The organism is Streptomyces sp. NPDC048521 (assembly GCF_043199855.1).
Lineage (GTDB): Bacteria > Actinomycetota > Actinomycetes > Streptomycetales > Streptomycetaceae > Streptomyces.
Genome location: NZ_JBICWR010000008.1, coordinates 226,516 through 245,212, shown reverse-complemented (window position 1 = coordinate 245,212; position 18,697 = coordinate 226,516). Strand labels below are relative to the sequence as shown.

Sequence of the window (18,697 nt, the reverse complement as noted above, 5' to 3'; positions counted from 1 at the left end):
GCGACACGGCGGGGGCGAAAGCAGCGGAGCCGCGGAAGCGGCGACACGGCGGGGGCGAAAGCAGCGGAGCCGCGGAAGCGGCGACACGGCGGGGGCGAAAGCAGCGGAGCCGCGGAAGCGGCGACACGGCGGGGGCGGCGGTGGCGGCTGGGCGACCCGCCGCGCTCGGCCGCGGGTCCGCCGGGGCCGGTCGCGCAGTTCCCCGCGCCCCTTCCGAGCGCCCACCCCGCACACGCGGCCGAGCGGCCCACCCTCCGCCCAGCCACCGCACCGGGCACGTCGTCAGCCGGTGCGGGCGATCCCACCCGCCGGCCACACCTCACGGCACGCAGGAGACCGCATGTCACCGGACCCCACCCTCACCGACCTGGCGAACCGTGTCTCACAGGCCAAGGACCGCCCCGCCTACGGGCACGACGCCCTGATCACCTGCGACCGCCTGGTCCGCGTCTTCACCACGGACGGGGTAGAGGTCCAAGCCCTCCAGGGTCTCGACCTCCTGGTCCGCGAGGGCGAGTTGATGGCCCTCGTCGGCGCATCCGGAAGCGGCAAGTCCACGCTGATGAACATCCTCGCCGGCCTGGACACCCCCACCGCCGGCGCAGCCCGCGTCGCCGGCCGCGACCTGCTCACCATGACCGCCCGCGACCGCCTGGCCTACCGCCGCGAAGTCGTCGGCTTCGTCTGGCAGCAGACCTCCCGCAACCTGCTCCCCTACCTCACCGCGGCCCAGAACACCGCCCTGCCCCTCCAGCTCTCCGGCACCCGCAAGGGCCGCCGCGCCCGCACCGAACGCGCTCTGGAACTGCTGGATCTGCTGCGGGTGGCCGACTGCCGCGACCGCCGCCCGCAGGAGATGTCCGGCGGTCAGCAGCAACGCGTGGCGATCGCCGTGGCCCTCGCGAACGACCCCGCGGTCCTGCTCGCCGACGAACCCACCGGCGAACTCGACTCCCAGACGGCCGCGCAGATCTTCGACGCGTTCCGCACCGCCAACGAGACCCTCGGCACCACGATCGTCATCGTCACCCACGACCAGGCGGTCGCGGGCGAGGTCCGCCGCACGGTCGCCATCCGCGACGGCCGCACCTCCACCGAGGTCCTGCGCCGCAGCCAGATCGACGCCACGACCGGAGACGAGACGGTCGTCGCCCGCGAGTACGCCATGCTCGACCGCGCGGGCCGCCTGCAACTTCCCGCCGACTACCTCCGCGCCCTCGACATGCGCGAACGCGTGGCCCTGGAACTGGAGTCCGACCACATCGGGGTCTGGCCGGACGACACGGAATGAGGCGACCGAACGACACGACCGGAACGACTGGTGACCCCGAACCCGAACGCGAACCCGCGCGCGGTGCCGACCCGCGCCGGTGCCGCGGACGCGGAACGCGCCCCACGCCCCCGCTCAGCGCACGCTGACCCCGAGGGACCCCAGCCCGGCCCGCCGCACCGCGATGGACCCGTACGGCGTACGGAGCCTGAGCCACGCCCCCGAGGAGAACAGCCCGGTGTCGGCCGGCTCGGTCCCCGGCCGCAGGAAGCCGAGAGACTGCGCCGCGTGCACGGCCCGCACCGGAAGCCGGGTCGCCGCTATCTCCCGGGACCAGATGTCCCGCCCGATCCGGTCCAGCTCGGCACGGGTACGCCCCTCGGGCGCCAGCTCCTCCGTACGGGAGCGGAACTCGGTGACCGCCGCGGCGACGGTCGCCCGCAGCGCGTCCGGGGCCGGCAGCCCCGGCTCCGGCTGCCAGCCGCCGCGCGGCGGCAGCACACCCGCCCACGGCGGGCCGGTGACCGCGCCCGGAACGGCGGCGACGGCCGCCCGCTCGTCCACCGCCTCCAGGAACTCACCGACGGAGACGGTCACGTCGAGGGTGACGTCCAGCCCGTTCTCGTACGGCTTCGCCAGCCGCACCGCGCGGACCGCCAGCACCTCGAAGGACGGCGGCCGTCCGAAGACGGCGAGCGCCGTGCCGGCCGCCTGCAGGCGCACCGCTGCTCCACGGTCGTAGTGGAGCAGCCGGGAGAGGAAGGCGGCGAGGTCCGCCGCCTCCGTCTCGTCGGCGAGGTGCAGCACCGTCATGCGGCGACGGCCTCCTCGCCGTCGGCCCCGTCCATGTACTCCTGGAGGAACTCGCGCTCCTCGGCGGTGATCCGGCGGGGCCGCTGGCCCTCGAAGTCGAACGGCACGATGACGGTGGAGGCCCGCACGTACACGAGATCGGCGTCCTTCACCTCGTAGGCGATGGTGAAGGACGCGGCCCTGATCTCGGTGACCCACAGCTCGATGTCCACCGGGTGGTGCCGGTGGACGAGCTGCCGCTTGTAGTCGATCTCGTGGCGCGCCACCACGGACCCCTGCTTGAACTCCTTGTCCGGGCGGAACAGGAAGTCGATACGGGCTTCCTCCAGGTAGCGGAGGAACACCACGTTGTTGACGTGGCCGTACGCGTCCATGTCCGCCCAGCGCAGCGGGCAGCGGTAGATGTGGCGCAAGATCGATCAGCCCCGGGTCAGCTTCTTGTAGGTGGCGCGGTGCGGACGCGCGGCGTCCGGGCCGAGCCGCTCGATCTTGTTCTTCTCGTACGACTCGAAGTTGCCCTCGAACCAGAACCACTTCGACTCACCCTCGTAGGCGAGGATGTGCGTGGCGACCCGGTCGAGGAACCACCGGTCGTGGGAGACGACGACGGCGCAGCCGGGGAAGTCCAGCAGCGCGTTCTCCAGGCTGGACAGCGTCTCCACGTCGAGGTCGTTGGTGGGCTCGTCGAGGAGCAGCAGGTTGCCACCCTGCTTCAGGGTCAGCGCCAGGTTGAGCCGGTTGCGCTCACCACCGGAGAGGACACCGGCCGGCTTCTGCTGGTCCGGGCCCTTGAAGCCGAAGGCGGAGACGTAGGCCCGCGAGGGCATCTCGACCTGGCCGACGTTGATGTAGTCGAGCCCGTCGGACACGACCTCCCACAGCGTCTTCTTCGGGTCGATGTTGGCGCGGGTCTGGTCGACGTACGAGATCTTGACGGTCTCGCCGACCTTGATGTCACCGGAGTCCGGGGTCTCCAGGCCCTGGATCATCTTGAACAGCGTGGTCTTGCCGGCGCCGTTCGGACCGATGACACCGACGATGCCGTTGCGCGGCAGGGTGAAGGACAGGCCGTCCACGAGGATCTTCTCCCCGAAGCCCTTGTGCAGGTCGTTCACCTCGACCACGACGTTGCCCAGACGCGGGCCCGGCGGGATCTGGATCTCCTCGAAGTCCAGCTTCCGCATCTTGTCCGCCTCGGCGGCCATCTCCTCGTAGCGCGCGAGACGGGCCTTGGACTTGGCCTGCCGCCCCTTCGCGTTGGAGCGGACCCACTCGAGCTCTTCCTTCAGACGCTTCTGCCGCTTGGCGTCCTTCTGGCCCTCGACCTTCAGGCGGGTCGCCTTGGTCTCCAGGTACGTGGAGTAGTTGCCCTCGTACGGGTAGGCACGGCCGCGGTCCAGCTCGAGGATCCACTCGGCGACGTTGTCCAGGAAGTACCGGTCGTGGGTGATGGCCACGACGGTCCCCGGGTACTTGGCGAGGTGCTGCTCGAGCCAGTTCACCGACTCGGCGTCGAGGTGGTTGGTGGGCTCGTCGAGGAGCAGCAGGTCAGGCTGCTCCAGCAGCAGCTTGCAGAGCGCGACGCGGCGCTTCTCACCACCGGAGAGGTTGGTGACGGGCCAGTCGCCGGGCGGGCACCCGAGCGCGTCCATGGCCTGCTCGAGCTGGGCGTCGAGATCCCACGCGTTGGCGTGGTCCAGCTCTTCCTGCAGCTTGCCCATCTCGTCGAGCAGCGCGTCCGAGTAGTCGGTCGCCATCAGCTCGGCGATCTCGTTGAACCGGTCGAGCTTGCCCTTGATCTCGGCGACACCCTCCTGGACGTTCTCCAGGACGGTCTTCTCCTCGTTCAGCGGCGGCTCCTGGAGGAGGATGCCGACGCTGTAGCCCGGCGACAGGAACGCGTCGCCGTTCGACGGCTGCTCGATGCCCGCCATGATCTTCAGCACGGTCGACTTGCCGGCACCGTTCGGACCGACGACGCCGATCTTGGCACCCGGCAGGAAGTTCAGGGTGACGTCGTCGAGGATCACCTTGTCGCCGTGCGCTTTGCGCGCCTTGCGCATGGTGTAAATGAACTCAGCCAAGAGAAACCGTCCGGCAACTTGAAATCTGGCAGTGGGCAGATACACCCCATCTTGCCGTACGGCCACCCCTGGGCGGAAACCCGTTAGGTCGGGGGGCTGTGACCTGGGGCTTCGCCGGTGACTGTGCCTCGTCTGTCACTGTCGGTCGCCGTTGGCCGGCCTCGGGGGCCTCGGACGGCCCAGGGACGGCCCAGCGCGGGTCCTGATTGAAACCGGCGGACGTGACCAGGCTGACCTCTTGGCCGTGGCAAGCCCTCGGTGATCCTCAAGCAGAGTGTTTCCACGGAAGCGAGGGAAGAAGTCAGAGCGGGAGGGAGGACAGGAGACAACCGTGACCGTCCTCGCGATCTTTCTCCTCATCATCGGGACACTCTTGGTCCTGATTGGGGCACTTCTGGTCCTTATAGGGACGTTTCTGATCGCTATCGGGGTGGCCTTGACCGTCATGGGGGTCACCCTGATCGCCGTAGGCACGTTCTTGCTAATCCGGAGACTTCTCGGCCGTGATCGAACACGATCTCACTTCTGGTGAACCCGAGGGCAGCTCCTCAGCACAGCCACAACTGATCATGGGCGGCCGTGACCTGCGGCCGTCTTATTGATCAATGCCCAGGCCTGCTGCTGAGCTGTCGGCGGTTGTCGGCGTTGGTCATCATCGAGCGCCCTTCAACGGCCCAGGACGGCCCGGGAGGGCGCTCATGGGTGAGCATCGCTTTTGGAGCGAGGTTGGGCGGTCACGTGCGGGACCAGCGGATTCCCTACCGTGGGTAGTGCGGATCGAACTCACCGTTGAGGCCCCGGGTCCCCGTGAGTTCCCGTCCGTTCTGGCACGAGAGTGGCACAGTCCGGGGACCGCGCCTTGAGCCCCTCGGTAGAACTACGGGCGGGCGGTCCCTGATGTCTGTCCTGCTGGTCAGTCGGTCGACGGGGACTGCTGCCGGTCGACTGGGGTCTCCATGGGTGCTGCGTTTCGCTGATTCAGCGCAGTGGCAAGGCAGTTGATGAGGACACGGCGGCACTCCGGAACGAGTGTCGGGTCCGACAGCCCACGCTTGGGTATAGCGACAGAGGGTTTCCCTGAGCGGTCCATCAGGACGAACTGGCGGTCGTACTCCACCAGCTCACTGAACATCGACCAGGCGTAAGTGTGCGTAACGCCTTCTGTCCTCACGGTCAGAGCTTCTTCAGTTATCACCTCCTCGTAATGCCGCTGAAGGCCAGGAGAACGGCTCCAGACCCTGCGTGCGCTGCGACGGAGGCCCCAGCGGGAGGAGAGGATGATTACCCGGTAGCTGTAGCCAACGAACATCGCCGCGCAGGTCAACGTGATGACCGAGGTGTCCGGCAGATCGCCGGGGATTGTCCCGGGCGCGCCGAAGATGACCGTCAGCGCGAGGCTTACGCCTGAGTTCACCAGCGCTCTCTTACGTGAGTGGCGCCGCGTGGGGGACCGGGCAGCCATTTCCGCGATGTCGTCGCTCTCCGGCACGTAGCTCAGCGTCAGCGCTTGCATGCCCTCGCCTTGGATCCCGGTGGTGTGAGTTACGGATCATAGGGTGACGCCGGCCACTGAGCAGCCGCACGTACGGCCACCCCTGGGGGGAAACCCGTCCGTGTCGAGGGCACCGACCTGGGGCTTCTTCGGGGGCACCCGGGTCGGTGCCCCCGTGGGCCGTCGTCGTGGCCCTCGGCGGCCCGGTCAGGCGTCCGGCTGTTCCCGCTTGCGCAGCAGTACCAGGACCGTGCCGCCGATGACCACCAGGCCGATGGCCAGGCCCGCGATCAGCGGGGTGATCGCGGAGCCACCGGTGGCGGCCAGGTCGGTGGTGTCCGTGACGGCGGCGCCGCCCACCGTGGCCGGGCTGGGCTGGTTGTGGACCTGGGTGGTCTCGGTCGTGATCGTGCCCTGCGTCTTGCAGTCGAGGACGCCGGTGAAGCGGTGACTGAGGCCGTTCGGGCCGGTGATCGTGAAGTCGTAGGCCTGGTCCTCCTGGACCGGGACGGTGACCGTGCGGGAGGCGCCCGCGGGGATCGTGTGCTCGGCGCCCATCAGTTCGAAGGTGAACGGCTTGTCGCCCTTGTTGGCCGCGATGACGTCCACCCCGCCCTTGGCGCAGTTCTTCCGCGCCGACACCGCCGGTATGGCGCCCTTGGCCGCCCAGGTGGCCGTCGCGGTCGCGGAGACCGTGGACTCGCTGGAACCGGCAAGAATCTGGGTCTGGCTGCGGCTGTCGGAGGCGAAGGCGCGGCCCACGGGCACGGTGGTCGACGCCTGCAGGGTCAGCTGGGCCGTACCGTCCGCCGCGGCCTCGGGGATGTCGAAGTAGAGGCGGCTGCCGTCCTGCGCGGAGGTGAGCACCTTGCCGGTGCTGTCGATGATCCGCACGCCGCTGGTGGCCGCGTCCGCCGGCGGGGTCACCGTGACCGCGCCCGCGTTGGTGTGCACGGTCACCGGTCCCAGCAGGTCGCCCGGCCGGCCGGAGACGGCGGGCGGGTCCAGGGTGAGCGAGGCCTGCGGCTCGCCGACGTTCCGGGCGCTCTTGGTCAGGTAGTCGGCGAGCTTCTCGGCCTGCGGGTCGACGGCGTCGACCTTCGCGCCGTCCGAGTACCGCCAGATGGCCACCTGGGTACCGGCCGCCGCGTCCTGCTCGGTGAGGGTGCCCGCACCCGCCTGCCGGGCGAGCGCGGCGAGATCGTTGACCTGGGGGTAGGAGTTCTGCAGGATCCAGCGGATCTTGCCGGCGTCCTTGTTGGCGCCCAGCGAGGTGCCGCTCCAGGGTGTCTCCTGGTACCGGGCGTCGCGCTGGGTGGGGTTGTGAAGGTCGACGCAGTACGTCTGCAGGGTGCCGCCGCCGTCCACGGACATCTCGAACAGTCCCGCGGACACGCGCTGATCGCCGCCGTCCGCATGGATCACGGCCTCGCCGTAGGTCTTGAGACCACTGATCGTGGCCGTCGCCCCGCCCTGGGTCTGCGGATTGTCGTCGGCCACGGCCGTACCGGCGCCGGACAGCACACCGGCCGTCACGAGACCGGACACCGCGGTGGCGGCGGCCAGGCGGGCCGCTCCGGTGGACCGGCACAAACGAGAGAGCGCAGCAAGCACAGAATTCCCCTTCGAGCAGGACCCGTTGGACGTGGGGGACGGTCCCACCAGCAGAATCGGCAGCCCCAAGGGGCACGCCCGGCATCCTATGGATCAGGCGACGCCTCACCTGCCGGTCGGATCATCCGATGGCCGATCCGATCCGCAATCGTTATCGCGGGGACCGTTCATGAGCTGGGCTTATCGACAAATCCACCGGTTCGTACGGCGTGTTGGCGGTCGAGTCACCGACCAGCCGTGGTTCCGAGCGGAGCGTCGGCGGCCCGATTAGGCACCTGACGTCACGTCACTGCGACCGGCTGGGCGTCCAGTTGCTCCGGCGCACCGTCCGTGGCGTCCACGGCCCGCGGCGTCTCCCAGTTCGGCTCGGGCCGGGCGGCCGTCGGCGGTGCCTCCGGTTTGGCCGCGCGGTGGAAGACCGCGGTACCGCGGGACAGGTCGTGGCCGATCGCCACGGCGTCGATGTCGGCGGACGCCCACTGCTGCTGGCCGTCGCGCACGTCCGTGCGCACCTTCAGCCGGCCCTGGACCACCACGGGCTGGCCCACCTCCACCGACGCGGCCACGTTGACCGCGAGCTGGCGGTTGGCCCACACCGTGAAGAAGTTGGTGTGCCCGTCCGTCCAGGCGCTCTTTTCCCGGTCCCAGTAGCGGGCGGTCACCGCCAGCCGGAACCGGGCCGACGGACCCGCCGGCAGTTCGCGGTACACCGGCGGGGTCGCCACGTTGCCCACCACGCAGACGATGGTCTCGTTCATGTCCTCGCTCCCCTCCCCCGGCCGGTCCCTTCCGGCCGGGCGGACACGCGTACGGGCCCTTCCCGTACGGCTGCGTCTGCCGTGCCGGCGCGTACGACTGCCGTACGCGCCCGCACGTCCCGCCGACCGCCCGCGGCCCGGCCCGCCGTACCTCCGGCCGGAACCGCCGTGCGATCGCGTGGACTCAGACTGCCTCCGCCGGGCCGGGCCCGCTGAGCGCTGTGGACGACCACCTCACCTGTGGAAAACCCCGCCACCCGCGCGAGTGACGCCCGTCCGCCTACTGCCTCACCCCCTGAGGGCCTGCTGCCACGGAAGACACGTGCCCCCGCCCAGGAGGGGCCGGAGCGCCCCCGGATTCCCCGTACTCACCCCACCCGGGCTCCGGTCCGCACGACGCGTCCGTACTGCTCCCGCACCTCCCGGTACCGCAGCAGCTCCGAGGCGACGGGATCGAGGACCCGGCCCCGGCCGCAGCTCGCGGCCGCCTCCCGTAGTCGCCGTTCCGCCTCCTGGCCGTAGCGCCGGGCGGGTCCCCGGGCCGCCATCCGGCAACCCCACTCCACCAGCGGCCCGCCGACGATCCCGCAGATCATCAGCAGCACCGGAACCCCCAGGTTGGGGGCCATGACACCGGCGATCTGGCCCGCCAGCCACAGCCCGCCCACGATCTGCAGCAGCGTCATCGACGCCTGGACCAGCACCGCCACCGGCCACCAGCCCGGCCGGGGCGGACGGCCCGGCGGCAGCCCGGCCCGCGACGCCAGTTCGTCCAACGCCTCCGACAACCCGTGGGAGCCGCGTACGGCCGCCTCGCGCACCGCCTGCGCCCACGGCGCGGGCAGCCCGGCCGAGGCCCGGTCGGACACCGTACGGACCGCCTGTTCCACGCGCTGGCGGGCTGTGGCCTCCTCGTCGGCCTGAGTGCTGACCGGGATGCGGCCGGTGGTGCGTTCGCCGCGGTCCTGGCACCAGCGCCACAGCCGTAGCCACGGAGTGCCGCAGGCGCGGTTGGCGTTGCGCAGCCAGGCACGCTCGGCCGCCTCGCCCGCCGCCGTGGCGCCCACCGCGTCCGCGAGCCGCGCGGCGAACTCCTCACGTGCCTCCTCGCTGAGGCCGACCCGCCGCCCGGTGGCGTAGACGGGCCGCAGCTCGGTCGCGGCGGCGTCGACGTCGGCCGAGACCCGGCGGGCCGCGGCGCCGCGCTCCGCCACGAACTCGCCGAGCGCCTCACGCAGATCCCCCACGCCCTCGCCGGTGAGCGCGGACAGCGCGAGCACGGTGGCGCCCGGTTCGCCGTACTCGCCGAGCGCGACCCCGTCCTCGTCCAGCAGCCGCCGCAGATCGTCCAGGACCTGGTCGGCGGCGTCCCCGGGCAGCCGGTCGACCTGGTTGAGCACGACGAACATGACCTCCGCGTGCCCGGCCATGGGCCGCAGATAGCGCTCGTGCAGCACGGCGTCAGCGTACTTCTCGGGGTCGACCACCCAGATCACCGCGTCGACCAGCTTGAGGATCCGGTCGACCTGTTCGCGGTGCTGTACGGCGGCGGAGTCGTGGTCCGGGAGGTCGACCAGGACCAGCCCGCGCAGCTGCGCCTCGGCCTCGGGGCTCTGCAGCGGGCGGCGGCGCAGCCGGCCCGGGATGCCCAGCCGGTCGATGAGGCTCGCCGCGCCGTCGCTCCAGCTGCACGCGATGGGGGCGGCCGTGGTCGGACGCCGGACGCCGGTCTCCGAAATGGCCACGCCCGCGAGGGAGTTGAACAGCTGCGACTTTCCGCTGCCGGTCGCGCCCGCGATGGCCACGACGGTGTGCCGACCGGAGAGTTTGCGGCGGGCGGCCGCCTCGTCCAGGACGCGGCCCGCCTCGGCGAGGGTGCGGCTGTCCAGGCGGGTGCGGGAGAGCCCGACGAGTTCGCGCAGGGCGTCCAGGCGGGAGCGCAGCGGGCCGTCGTACGCCAGCGGGGCGGGGTTGTGGCTGCTCGGGCCGCGGCTGGGAATCTCCAGGGCGGCGGCGTTGGCCCCCGTGACACGCCGGGCGATCAGTCCGTCGTCCCAGGCCTCCGCGGAGTCGGGGTCGGCGTCGGCCGCCACGCCGTCGGCAGAACGGGGTTTCGACGCCTCTTCGGTGGGGCGCGGTTTGGACGCCTCCTTGGAGGGACGCTTCTTCGACGTCTCCTCGGTGGCGCGCCGTTTCGACGCCTCCTCGGTGACGCGCCGTTTCGCCGCCTCCTCGGTGGGCCGGGACTTCGGCAGCTCCTTGGTGAGGCGCGCCTTCGGTTCCTCCTCGGCCGACCGGGATCCGGCCGGTTCCTCGGTGGAGCGGGGGGTCGGCGGCTCGTCGGTGGACCGGGAGGTCGGCGGCTCGTCGGCGGAGCGAGAGGTCGGCGGTTCCTCAGTAGGAGGCGCTTTCGGTTCACCCTCGGCGGAGCGGGGCTTCGACGTGGCCTCGCCGGAGCGGGGTTGTGCCGTGTCCCCGGAGGACCGGGGTTGCGTCGCGTCCCCGGAGGACCGGGGTTGCGCCGCGTCCCCGGAGGACCGGTGCTTCAGAGCCTCTTCGTCGGTACCGGGCTTCGGCACGTCGCTGTTGCCGGACATCGGCGCCTCGTCGCTGTTGCCGGGCTTCGACGCCTCGTCGCTGTTGCCGGGCATGGGCGCCTCGTCGGTGTTGCCGTGCTTCCGTGCGTGCTCGGAGGGGCGGGACTGCGACGCCTCCTCCGAGTCGCGGAGTTTCGGTGCCTCCTCAGTAGGACGGAACCCCAGCGCCTCGTGGGTGCCGGGCTTCAGCGCGTCCTCGGGGAGACGGGACTGCGGCGCCCTCTCGTCGGTGCGGGGCGTACGTGCCTCCTCGGCGGGGCGCGGTTTCGGCGCGTCGGCGGTGTTGCGGGGCTTGGGCGTGTGGGGACGCGGTCCCGTGCCCGCGACCGCGCCCTTCCCGAGCGCCGGCCGGAGCCGGTCCGTGCCCCGGTCGGCCGTGAGCACCCGCTTCCCCTGTTCACCTACGCCGTCGACATCGCCCCAGCCCTCACCCGGCAACCTGGCGGACCGCTCCGGCTCCGTCGCACCCGGGCCCTCCACGCGCGCGTGCCGCGCACCGCCCTCGTCCGCGACGGCACCGGTGCTGGTGGCCGGGGCAGCGACGTCGCCGAACGGCCCGGCACCGGAAACGCCCTCCACCGGACGGGCCTTTTCGGCACCCCCCTTGCCGTCTCCCGCGGAACCCGGGCTGCCCAGCCCCGCAGAGGAGGGGCCGGCCAGCCCCGTCGAGCCGTCGCCACGCTCGCCGGGCCTGACAACCCCCGGGCCGCTGGGGCCCACCGAGGACCCCGACCCCGTGTCGCTGCCGACGCTGCCGTGCTCCATACGCCCCATGTGGTCGACGCTCCCCCTGTGATCCACGTTCCCTCTGTGGTCGGCGCGTCCCATCTGGTCGACGCTCCCCCTGTGGTCGGCGCGCCCCATGTGGTCGGTGTGATCCGTGTGGTCCTGGTCAGTGACGGCGGTCACCGGTCACCTCTCCTTCTGCAGTACCGACAGGGCGGCGATGAGTTCGGCCTGAGGCTCGGGATGGACGTCCAGGGCGTCCAGCGGGGCGAGGCGCCGCTCGCGTTCGGCGAGCATGACCCGGTCCACGTGCTCGTTGAGCAGGCGTCCGCCGCGGTCACGCAGACGCAGCGCACCGTGCGCGCCGAGCCGCTCGGCGAGCCCCTCACCCGCGCTGCGCGCCCGGCGCCCACCCAGCAGCGCGGTGGCGACCAGGGCGGCGACGACCTCGGAATCGGGTGCGACCGTTCGCTCCAGTTCGCGCGCCTCGTCCTCGGCGTACTCCTCCAGCTCGCGCCGCCAGCGCCGTACGGCGATACCGATGCGGTGCTCGGCGCGCTCCAGGGATGTGTCGCGGTCGGTGAGCTCCGGGGCACCCGCGGCGGGCTCACGCCGCCAGACCTCGTCGATGCGCTCGTCGGCGGCGGTGACGGAGCACAGCAGCAGCGCGGCCAGGCTCTCCACGAGGGCGTCGAGCAGCTCGCCGGGGGTGCAGTCCAGGGGGAAGGCCCGCCAGCGCTTGAGAGCGTCCCCGGCGAGGACGGCGCCGGACTGGAGGCGGCCGCGCACGCGCGCGTGCTCGATGTCGTAGGCGGAGTCCACGGCGGCGGTGAGCCGGAGGGCGGCCGCGTACTGGGCGGCCGCGGCGCTGGCCAGCTCGGGCATGCGGGCCTTGAGCGAATTGAGGACGCCGTGGGCCGTACGGGCCATGATCTGCTGCCGGGCGGCGGGGTCCTGCGCGTGGTGGACGAGCCAGCTGCGCAGGGCCGCGACGGCGGTGGAGGGCAGCAGGCCGGCACCCCAGGCGGACTCGGGCAGCTCGGGCACGGTGAAGCGCGGTACGTCGCCGAGCCCGGCCTTGGTGAGCAGGGCGCCGTACTGCCGGGAGACCTCGGAGACGACCTGGTGGGGGACCCGGTCCAGGACGGTGACGAGGGTGACGTCGTACTCCTTGGCGGTACGCAGCAGGTGCCAGGGGACGGCGTCGGCGTAACGGGCGGCCGTGGTCACCATGATCCAGATGTCGGCGGCGCAGATCAGTTCGGCGGCGAGGACACGGTTGTCGGCGACCAGGGAGTCGATGTCGGGGGCGTCGAGGAGGGCGATCCCGCGCGGGAGGTTGTCGACGGTTTCGATGCGCAGCACGCGCCCGGGATTCTCGCCGGGGCCGAGGAGATCGTCGACGGGGTCCTGGTGGGGCGTCCACACGCGTGTGAGCGTGGGGAGCACGCGCGCGGCACTGAACCAGTGATGATCCTCCGGATGGCAGACAAGCACCGGCGTCCGGGTCGTCGGCCGCAGCACGCCCGCCTCGCTCACGCGCCGCCCGACGAGGGAGTTGACGAGCGTCGACTTGCCCGCGCCGGTGGAGCCGCCGATGACGGCCAGCAGCGGCGCCTCGGGTTCTCGAAGCCGGGGCACGAGGTAGTCGTCGAGCTGTGCGAGGAGTTCGTCACGGTTGGCACGCGCGCGTGGGGCCCCGGCCAAGGGCAGCGGAAAGCGTGCGGCGGCGACACGGTCGCGCAGAGCGGAGAGTGTGTCGAGCAGCTGAGGCCGTACGTCCAAGGTCACCACATGCGAAGAATGCCCAATTTTAGGGGAATTCTGAAGCATATAGACATGTCTGCGTGCCGACGGGACAGATCGGACCTAAGGGGCGACTGGGACACGGGCACAGTCCAGGCATAACGAGTGCACAACACCCGGTGCGTCGGAGGCCAAATCCGGTGCACGATTCGTACCTGCCTGCGATTATCAGGACCGCTTCACCGAACCTCCACATCGAGCCACGGAGGCGAAGCGACAGGGTCAAGGAACGAGGAGCCCTATCCTTGTCCCCGGCAACGTCACGGGTCTGCCCGTCCAGGGCACCAGGTACGAGGCCACCCACCAGGCCCCCGTAGCTCAGTGGATAGAGCAGGCGCCTTCTAAGCGCTTGGCCGCAGGTTCGAGTCCTGCCGGGGGCGCCAGTTTCCGCCCTCCCGCTCGGGAGGGCTTTTCGCTGGTCAGAGCGGCTGTCAGCGGGTACGACGAAGCCCCGGACACCCTCTTGTTGATCAAGGGTCGGGTCCGGGGCTGTCCGGCTGTCACCGGGTTTTCGCGGGTGGCCGTGTCGAATACGTGTCGAAGTTTTCGGCTGGGGATCAGCCGGCGTCAGGGAGCTCCGGCAGGTCACCCGCGGCTTCGAGCCGCCGCTTGAGGTCCGGCAGCTGCCCGTCGACGCATCGGGCGTACGTGGCGAGGAGCACAGCCACGCTGTTCCCGGCCCACTCAGCCACCTGGGCTGGCGGGATCCCGTCGTTGAGCCACTTCGTCAGCCGCGTGTTGCGGTTGTCGTACACGCGGCGCCCGGTGGGCGACTCGTAGACGTGCGGAGGCAGTACGGCCTTACGTGCGTTGCGCCACGCCCGGCGGATGACGGACCCGGCGAGGATGCCGCCGGACTCACCCTGGAAGAGCAGATCACCCGGCTGGAGCTGTTCGTCTTCGATGTGCTGCCGCAGGATGCGCGTGAGGGCCGGATGCCCCGGCACCGTGCGCGTCTCGCCTTCCGCTCGGCCCTTCAGGTCACGTTGCTCGTGAATCTCCCCCGTGTCGGTCCACTGCTTCCCGATCTCCGGCGTCGCCGTGTGGATCAGCAACTCGCACCACTGGTCGTCAGCGTCGGGTTCCGGCAGGGTCACGTCCTCCACCCGCATGGCTACGGCTTCCTCGGGCCGGGGGCCGCAGTAGTACAGCGTGGCAAAGAAGGCATGGAGCCGCTTGCCGCCGCGCGGCCGGCGCCGTATCCAGACGAGGATGGCCGCCGCCTGCTCGGGATTCAGCAAGGACCGCTTGTCCACGGCGTTGGTGGTCTTCGTGACCGCAGTCGACTCCTTGCCCTTGGGAAGAGGATTGGCCCGAAGGATGCGCCGCCGGATCGCGTACTTCATGGCGACGTTGAGAATCCGGCGGTTGCGCTTCCGGGACCAGGCCGCCGCTTGCTTGCCATCGAGGCGGGTGTCGATGGCTTGCAGGACCTGATCGACCTTCTCCGGGTCCTCCCAGGCGGAGACGGGCAGGGAATTCCGCTCGACCCACTTGAGGATGGCCACCACGTCTCGGGGCGCGTCCGGGCGTCGGTTCGTGTTGAACGCCCACTCACGCAGCGCGGTGCGCACGGCCGCAGGGGCGAACTGGGTGGGCTTGGCCCGCAACAGCGCGATGGTGGTCGCCGTCATGGTCTTCGCGATGTTCTTGCGGCTGTTGCCGCCGAGTTGAGGCCAACGGGCGTCCACGTACTCGACGGCGAACTTGTACCAGCTCATGGCAGCCGACTTGGAGCGATGGGACACCGGGAGCCCCGTGGCGACGACGAAAGCCTCGCCCTTGCTCGTGGCCCGGATGAGTTCCGAGCGAAAACCCTCGGCGAGCGCGACGGTGTTGAAGGGCTCACGCCAGCGCTTGCCCGCGACCACCCAACGCACGGTGTACGTGGTCTTCCGGGCGCCCTTGTAGGTGAGGATCTTGTAGATCTTCACGTCGTACGTCGTCTCCATCAGGCGGCGTCCTCGCGGTCGTCGAGCCAGTGATCGAGGTCGCTCCGCCGGATCCGGAGGTCGCCGTTCGGGAGCTTGATGCAGCGCGGCGCACGGCGCTTGGCCCGCCAGTCGTAGAAGGTCGAGCGGGAGATGGCCAGTTCCTCGCAGACCTCCGCGAGGGTGAGCATGGTGCGTCGTGGCCGGATGGCCGTGGTCATTCCGTGCTCCCTTCGTTCAGGAGGGCTTCGCGGGCGGTCTCGCGGCTGGTCTGGAGGTCACGAGCGATGGTCGCGGCGAGGGCGGCTTCGCCCGGGGTGTGGCCGTGGCCGGCGTACTGCCAGTCCGCCAGGACGAGGACGGTGTCCGGCTCGCGGTCGTCGAGGCCCAGGACGGATGCCTCTTGGGCTGCGCGGTAGTCGGCTCGTTCCTGACGGAGGGCGCCGAGGGTGGTGGAGTAGGTGCGCGACTTGGACGAGAAGTGCCCGCGGAAGCCGAGCATGTGGGCCCAGGCCCAGAGGCGCCGGTCCGGGTAGAGGCTGTCCAAGTCGCGGCACGCGGTGATGAGCCGCCGGGTGTGGTCGGGGACCTGGTGGCGGTCGAGTTCGGCGAGTTCGCCGATACGGCGGTCCAGGGTGCCGGTGTTCTCCGCGGCTTTGGTGGCGTACTTGGCCACGTACGAGGCGACGGCCTGTTCGGTGATGTCGGAGCCGTCACCGAACGCCTTGACCGGGCGGACGTCGAGCTGTCGGCCCCAGCGGAAGGTACGGGCGGGCTCGTCACCGGCGGCCGGGACCGATACGGACGTGTACGAGTGCGCTGCGGCAGCACGTACGGCGTCCGTGAGGAGGTCGACCGTGGCCCAGGCGGGCGGGGGTGTCCCGGGCCCCTCCGGGCCGTCGAGGCGTACGACGGCGTGGAAGTGCAGGGCGCCGCGCTTCTGGAACTCGGCGACCTTGCCGTACGAGACGCGGAGGTGTTCGGCGAGTTCCCGGCGGGGTAGGCCGGCGCGGGCGGCGAGTTCACGGCGGAGTCGCGTGGTAAAGCGCTGCCAAAGCTGACCGGCGTGGTTGTTGAACAGCACGGCGCCCGCGTAGTCGTAGCTGTCCGGATCGAGGGCGGTGCCCAGTTCCGGAGCGTCGGGCGCGTGCGGGGTGCCGCAGCGGCAGGTGCCGTGATCGGGGCGGTTGTGGACCGGGCCGAACGAGGGAGCCGTGAGGGTGGCGAAGACGCGCGGGTGATCGCGGACGGTGGCGGGAATGTCGCGGCGGTCATCTCCGGCCAGGCCGGCGCGGATCAGGTGGTACGTGTCGCCCGCGTAGGTCCAGGCGCAGGACGGGCAGCGGGACGCGCGGCGGTTGCCGCAGGCGAGGCGGAGGCGTCCGCCCGGCTCCTTTTCGGTGGAGTAGTGGTGCAGGGTCTCGCCGGTGGTCTTGTCCTTGTGGAGGACCCAGCCGGTGAGGTGGATCGGGTCGGAGCAGCCGCCGGTGCGGCGGATCTGGTCCTCCCAGCGGGCGTAGTCCGAGGCCGAGGCCACCCGGAGCACGTCCCCGAGGGTGATCGGGTCAAGCAATGTGTCGGGCATGGGCGCACTCGGTGTCGCGGGTGAGGCGCGGTGGGCCATGCTTGGGGTTCCTTCCGGTTGCGAGATCGGACAGGGACGGCGCCCGGGCGGCGGATGCTTGGCGGTATCGAGGCCGCCCGGGTGCCGGTCAGCGACGCTTGGCGTCGGAGGCGAGCAGGGAGCGCAGGACGACCGCGCAGACGGCGACCGAGGCTCCGGTGATGGCGACCGCCAGGAGCAGGGAGACCAGGACGGCTCCGAGCACCAGGACGACGGCCGTGCCGCCGCCGACGAGGGCGAGGGCGGTGCCGGGGGTGAGCTGGACCGTGGGCCGGGACGGCGTCGGAGCCGTCGGGGCGACCGGCGGGGTGCCCGCGTTCGGGGTGATGGCGGTCGGCTCGACGACGGCGGGCGGTGTGCCGAGCCCGGTCGGCGTGGGCATGGTCGGGATCTTCGGGCGGAACATCGGTGGTCTCCTCTCGCGGGCTGGTTACTTGACGAGGGCGTTGATGGCGGGGGCGAGGACGCTGTCGGCGAGGAGGAAGCCGCCGAGCAGGAGCACGGCGATGAGCCAGGCGGGCGGGCGGATGAGCTTGACGCCGAGGTAGCCGACGACGAGCAGCGCGAGCCAGAGCGGGACCTGCATGGCGGATGTCTCCTAGCGGATGCGGCAGCGGTGGGTGCGGGCGGCGAGCTGGGCCGCGGACTGGCTGGAGTAGTCGGCGGACCAGCCGCAGCCGTCGGAGCTGCACACGGCGGCGTGCTTTGTGTGGCCGTTGCGCTCGCGGTGCGTGCCGATCTGCACCGGGCCGATGCGCATCACGGAGTGGAAGTGGTCGCGGGCGGGCATGTCAGTCGGTTTCCTCTCGGGTCGAGGTCATGGTCGGGGCGGGGAAGCTGGCGCGGATGCCGGCGGCGGTGGTCGGGTCGGCGGTGAGGCGGGCGGCTTCCTCGGCGAGCAGGTGGGCGAGGAAGGGCCGGTTGGCGGCGGCCATCTCACGGGCACCGTCGAGGTAGTCGGAGGCGGTCAGGTCGGCCGGGTCACGGATCACAGGTCTTTCCTCTCTCGCCGATCAGGCGAATGGGCAGCGATGGCGTCGGCGAGGTGGGGCGGGACGCCGAGACGGGAGCGCAGGGTGTCGGGGTCGATAGGGGCCCCGGTACGGGCGCGGTACTCGTCGGCGACTTTGCGGGCGTGGTCGACGAGGACGGCGGGGACCGGAGGAGCAGGAGCCTGGGCGGGAGCTTGGTCCGAAGGGGCGGGGACCGCGTCAGGTTCGGCCACGGCTTCTGTGGCCGAAGCGGCTTCGGCGTCTGGTGTCTGCTGCTGGGCTGGGGGCTCGGCTCCCTCCGCCTCCGCAACGGGTGCCGACGGCAATGGCTTCGACTCCACAGCCGACGAGTGGGCGAGGAGCGTGCCGCCGAGGAAGGCAAGAGCAGGCCATCCGGCAATGCCGAGGCGGAGCAAGGCGGGCGGGTCGGTCAGGTCGAGGAACCCGGCGGTGGCGACGTTGGCACCGAGCGAGGCGCAGAGTGCGACCAGGAACCAGCACCAGGCCAGCCGGGACGGGCCATCACTGCGCAGACGCCGCCAGGCGGCCACCAGGAGCAGGTCGACGCTGACCGGGTAGGCCCATGCCTTCCACCCGTTCTGTCCTGCGGCGGAGGCCAGGTCGTGCAGGTGCGCGAAGGACAGGGCGCCGGCAATGACGGCTTGGACCAGGACCGCGTCGACGCGGAGGCCGTGACGGGCACCCATCAGGAGTCACCCGGGTAGGCGGGGCCGCCGTCGGAGTCGTAGCCGTCCGGGAACGCGCCGGGCGGCGGCTCGGGCAGGGAGACGGCGAGGGACGGACTGACGGCTTCGACGAAGTCGAGGTCGGCGCCGTTCGTGTCGGCGTAGAGGGCGAGTTGACCGAGCAGGAGCACGGTCCGGGCGAAGTCCTCGCAGTTCGGGCACACAGCGGGATCTCCCTTCTTTGGGCATCGCGGGGTAGGGACTTGGCGCGAAGGCGGTCGCGCCGACCAGTGGGGATGAGAGA

Annotated in this window: 18 protein-coding genes and 1 tRNA gene; 2 read left to right on the top strand and 17 right to left on the bottom strand. The window is 71.2% G+C overall.

What is annotated here, in order from left to right; translation table 11 throughout:
• Positions 1-340 precede the first annotated feature (340 nt).
• Complete coding sequence (locus ACGFRF_RS20845) at positions 341-1,291, top strand: ABC transporter ATP-binding protein (RefSeq protein WP_393741948.1); 951 nt, start codon at positions 341-343, stop codon at positions 1,289-1,291.
• A gap of 114 nt (positions 1,292-1,405) precedes the next feature.
• Here the strand turns inward: ACGFRF_RS20845 and ACGFRF_RS20840 are convergent, their stop codons facing one another.
• From ACGFRF_RS20840 to ACGFRF_RS20805, 8 genes are all read right to left on the bottom strand, one after another.
• Positions 1,406-2,083: a hypothetical protein gene (locus ACGFRF_RS20840; protein WP_393741946.1), complete on the bottom strand. Its 678-nt coding sequence runs from the start codon at positions 2,081-2,083 to the stop codon at positions 1,406-1,408.
• Positions 2,080-2,496: an acyl-CoA thioesterase gene (locus ACGFRF_RS20835; protein ID WP_393741944.1), complete on the bottom strand. Its 417-nt coding sequence runs from the start codon at positions 2,494-2,496 to the stop codon at positions 2,080-2,082. The genes ACGFRF_RS20840 and ACGFRF_RS20835 overlap by 4 nt, the downstream gene beginning before the upstream one ends.
• Before the next feature lie 6 nt (positions 2,497-2,502).
• A complete protein-coding gene (gene ettA, locus ACGFRF_RS20830; protein WP_393741942.1) occupies positions 2,503-4,167 on the bottom strand; it encodes an energy-dependent translational throttle protein EttA in 1,665 nt (554 codons plus the stop codon).
• 913 nt (positions 4,168-5,080) lie between these two features.
• Positions 5,081-5,680 (bottom strand): YcxB family protein, encoded by a 600-nt coding sequence (locus ACGFRF_RS20825; RefSeq protein WP_393741940.1) that lies wholly within the window; start codon positions 5,678-5,680, stop codon positions 5,081-5,083.
• 186 nt (positions 5,681-5,866) lie between these two features.
• On the bottom strand, positions 5,867-7,252 hold the full coding sequence (locus ACGFRF_RS20820; protein WP_393741938.1) for a Cys-Gln thioester bond-forming surface protein: 1,386 nt from the start codon (positions 7,250-7,252) through the stop codon (positions 5,867-5,869).
• A gap of 302 nt (positions 7,253-7,554) precedes the next feature.
• Positions 7,555-8,031 (bottom strand): single-stranded DNA-binding protein, encoded by a 477-nt coding sequence (locus tag ACGFRF_RS20815; RefSeq protein ID WP_393741936.1) that lies wholly within the window; start codon positions 8,029-8,031, stop codon positions 7,555-7,557.
• Positions 8,032-8,399: 368 nt separating this feature from the next.
• Positions 8,400-10,628: a GTPase gene (locus tag ACGFRF_RS20810; RefSeq protein WP_393742136.1), complete on the bottom strand. Its 2,229-nt coding sequence runs from the start codon at positions 10,626-10,628 to the stop codon at positions 8,400-8,402.
• 912 nt (positions 10,629-11,540) lie between these two features.
• The gene (locus ACGFRF_RS20805; protein ID WP_393741934.1) at positions 11,541-13,148 is read right to left on the bottom strand and encodes a dynamin family protein; all 1,608 of its coding nucleotides are present in this window, start codon (positions 13,146-13,148) and stop codon (positions 11,541-11,543) included.
• 319 nt (positions 13,149-13,467) lie between these two features.
• Between ACGFRF_RS20805 and ACGFRF_RS20800 the strand changes: the two genes are divergently transcribed.
• A tRNA-Arg gene (locus ACGFRF_RS20800) sits at positions 13,468-13,543 on the top strand.
• A 174-nt stretch (positions 13,544-13,717) separates the two neighbouring features.
• Here ACGFRF_RS20800 and ACGFRF_RS20795 read toward each other — a convergent pair.
• The 9 genes from ACGFRF_RS20795 to ACGFRF_RS20755 all read right to left on the bottom strand — a co-directional run bounded on the left by ACGFRF_RS20795 (position 13,718) and on the right by ACGFRF_RS20755 (position 18,617).
• On the bottom strand, positions 13,718-15,112 hold the full coding sequence (locus ACGFRF_RS20795) for a tyrosine-type recombinase/integrase (RefSeq protein ID WP_393741932.1): 1,395 nt from the start codon (positions 15,110-15,112) through the stop codon (positions 13,718-13,720).
• A complete protein-coding gene (locus tag ACGFRF_RS20790) occupies positions 15,112-15,312 on the bottom strand; it encodes a helix-turn-helix domain-containing protein (protein WP_356131060.1) in 201 nt (66 codons plus the stop codon). Before ACGFRF_RS20790 ends, ACGFRF_RS20795 begins: the two co-directional genes overlap by 1 nt.
• Entirely contained in the window at positions 15,309-16,676 is a 1,368-nt protein-coding gene (gene repSA / locus ACGFRF_RS20785) for a replication initiator protein RepSA (RefSeq protein WP_393741930.1), read from the bottom strand. The genes ACGFRF_RS20790 and repSA overlap by 4 nt, the downstream gene beginning before the upstream one ends.
• A gap of 127 nt (positions 16,677-16,803) precedes the next feature.
• Positions 16,804-17,121, bottom strand: a complete 318-nt coding sequence (locus ACGFRF_RS20780) for a SpdD-like protein (RefSeq protein ID WP_393741928.1) — start codon at positions 17,119-17,121, stop codon at positions 16,804-16,806.
• A gap of 24 nt (positions 17,122-17,145) precedes the next feature.
• Positions 17,146-17,301, bottom strand: a complete 156-nt coding sequence (locus ACGFRF_RS20775; RefSeq protein WP_101417603.1) for a hypothetical protein — start codon at positions 17,299-17,301, stop codon at positions 17,146-17,148.
• Positions 17,302-17,313: 12 nt separating this feature from the next.
• Positions 17,314-17,505, bottom strand: a complete 192-nt coding sequence (locus ACGFRF_RS20770; protein ID WP_393741926.1) for a mobile element transfer protein — start codon at positions 17,503-17,505, stop codon at positions 17,314-17,316.
• Between the two features lies 1 nt (position 17,506).
• On the bottom strand, positions 17,507-17,707 hold the full coding sequence (locus ACGFRF_RS20765; protein WP_393741924.1) for a hypothetical protein: 201 nt from the start codon (positions 17,705-17,707) through the stop codon (positions 17,507-17,509).
• A complete protein-coding gene (locus ACGFRF_RS20760; protein WP_393741922.1) occupies positions 17,704-18,414 on the bottom strand; it encodes a DUF2637 domain-containing protein in 711 nt (236 codons plus the stop codon). Before ACGFRF_RS20760 ends, ACGFRF_RS20765 begins: the two co-directional genes overlap by 4 nt.
• Entirely contained in the window at positions 18,414-18,617 is a 204-nt protein-coding gene (locus ACGFRF_RS20755; RefSeq protein ID WP_393741920.1) for a hypothetical protein, read from the bottom strand. The genes ACGFRF_RS20760 and ACGFRF_RS20755 overlap by 1 nt, the downstream gene beginning before the upstream one ends.
• Between the last annotated feature and the right edge of the window lie 80 nt (positions 18,618-18,697).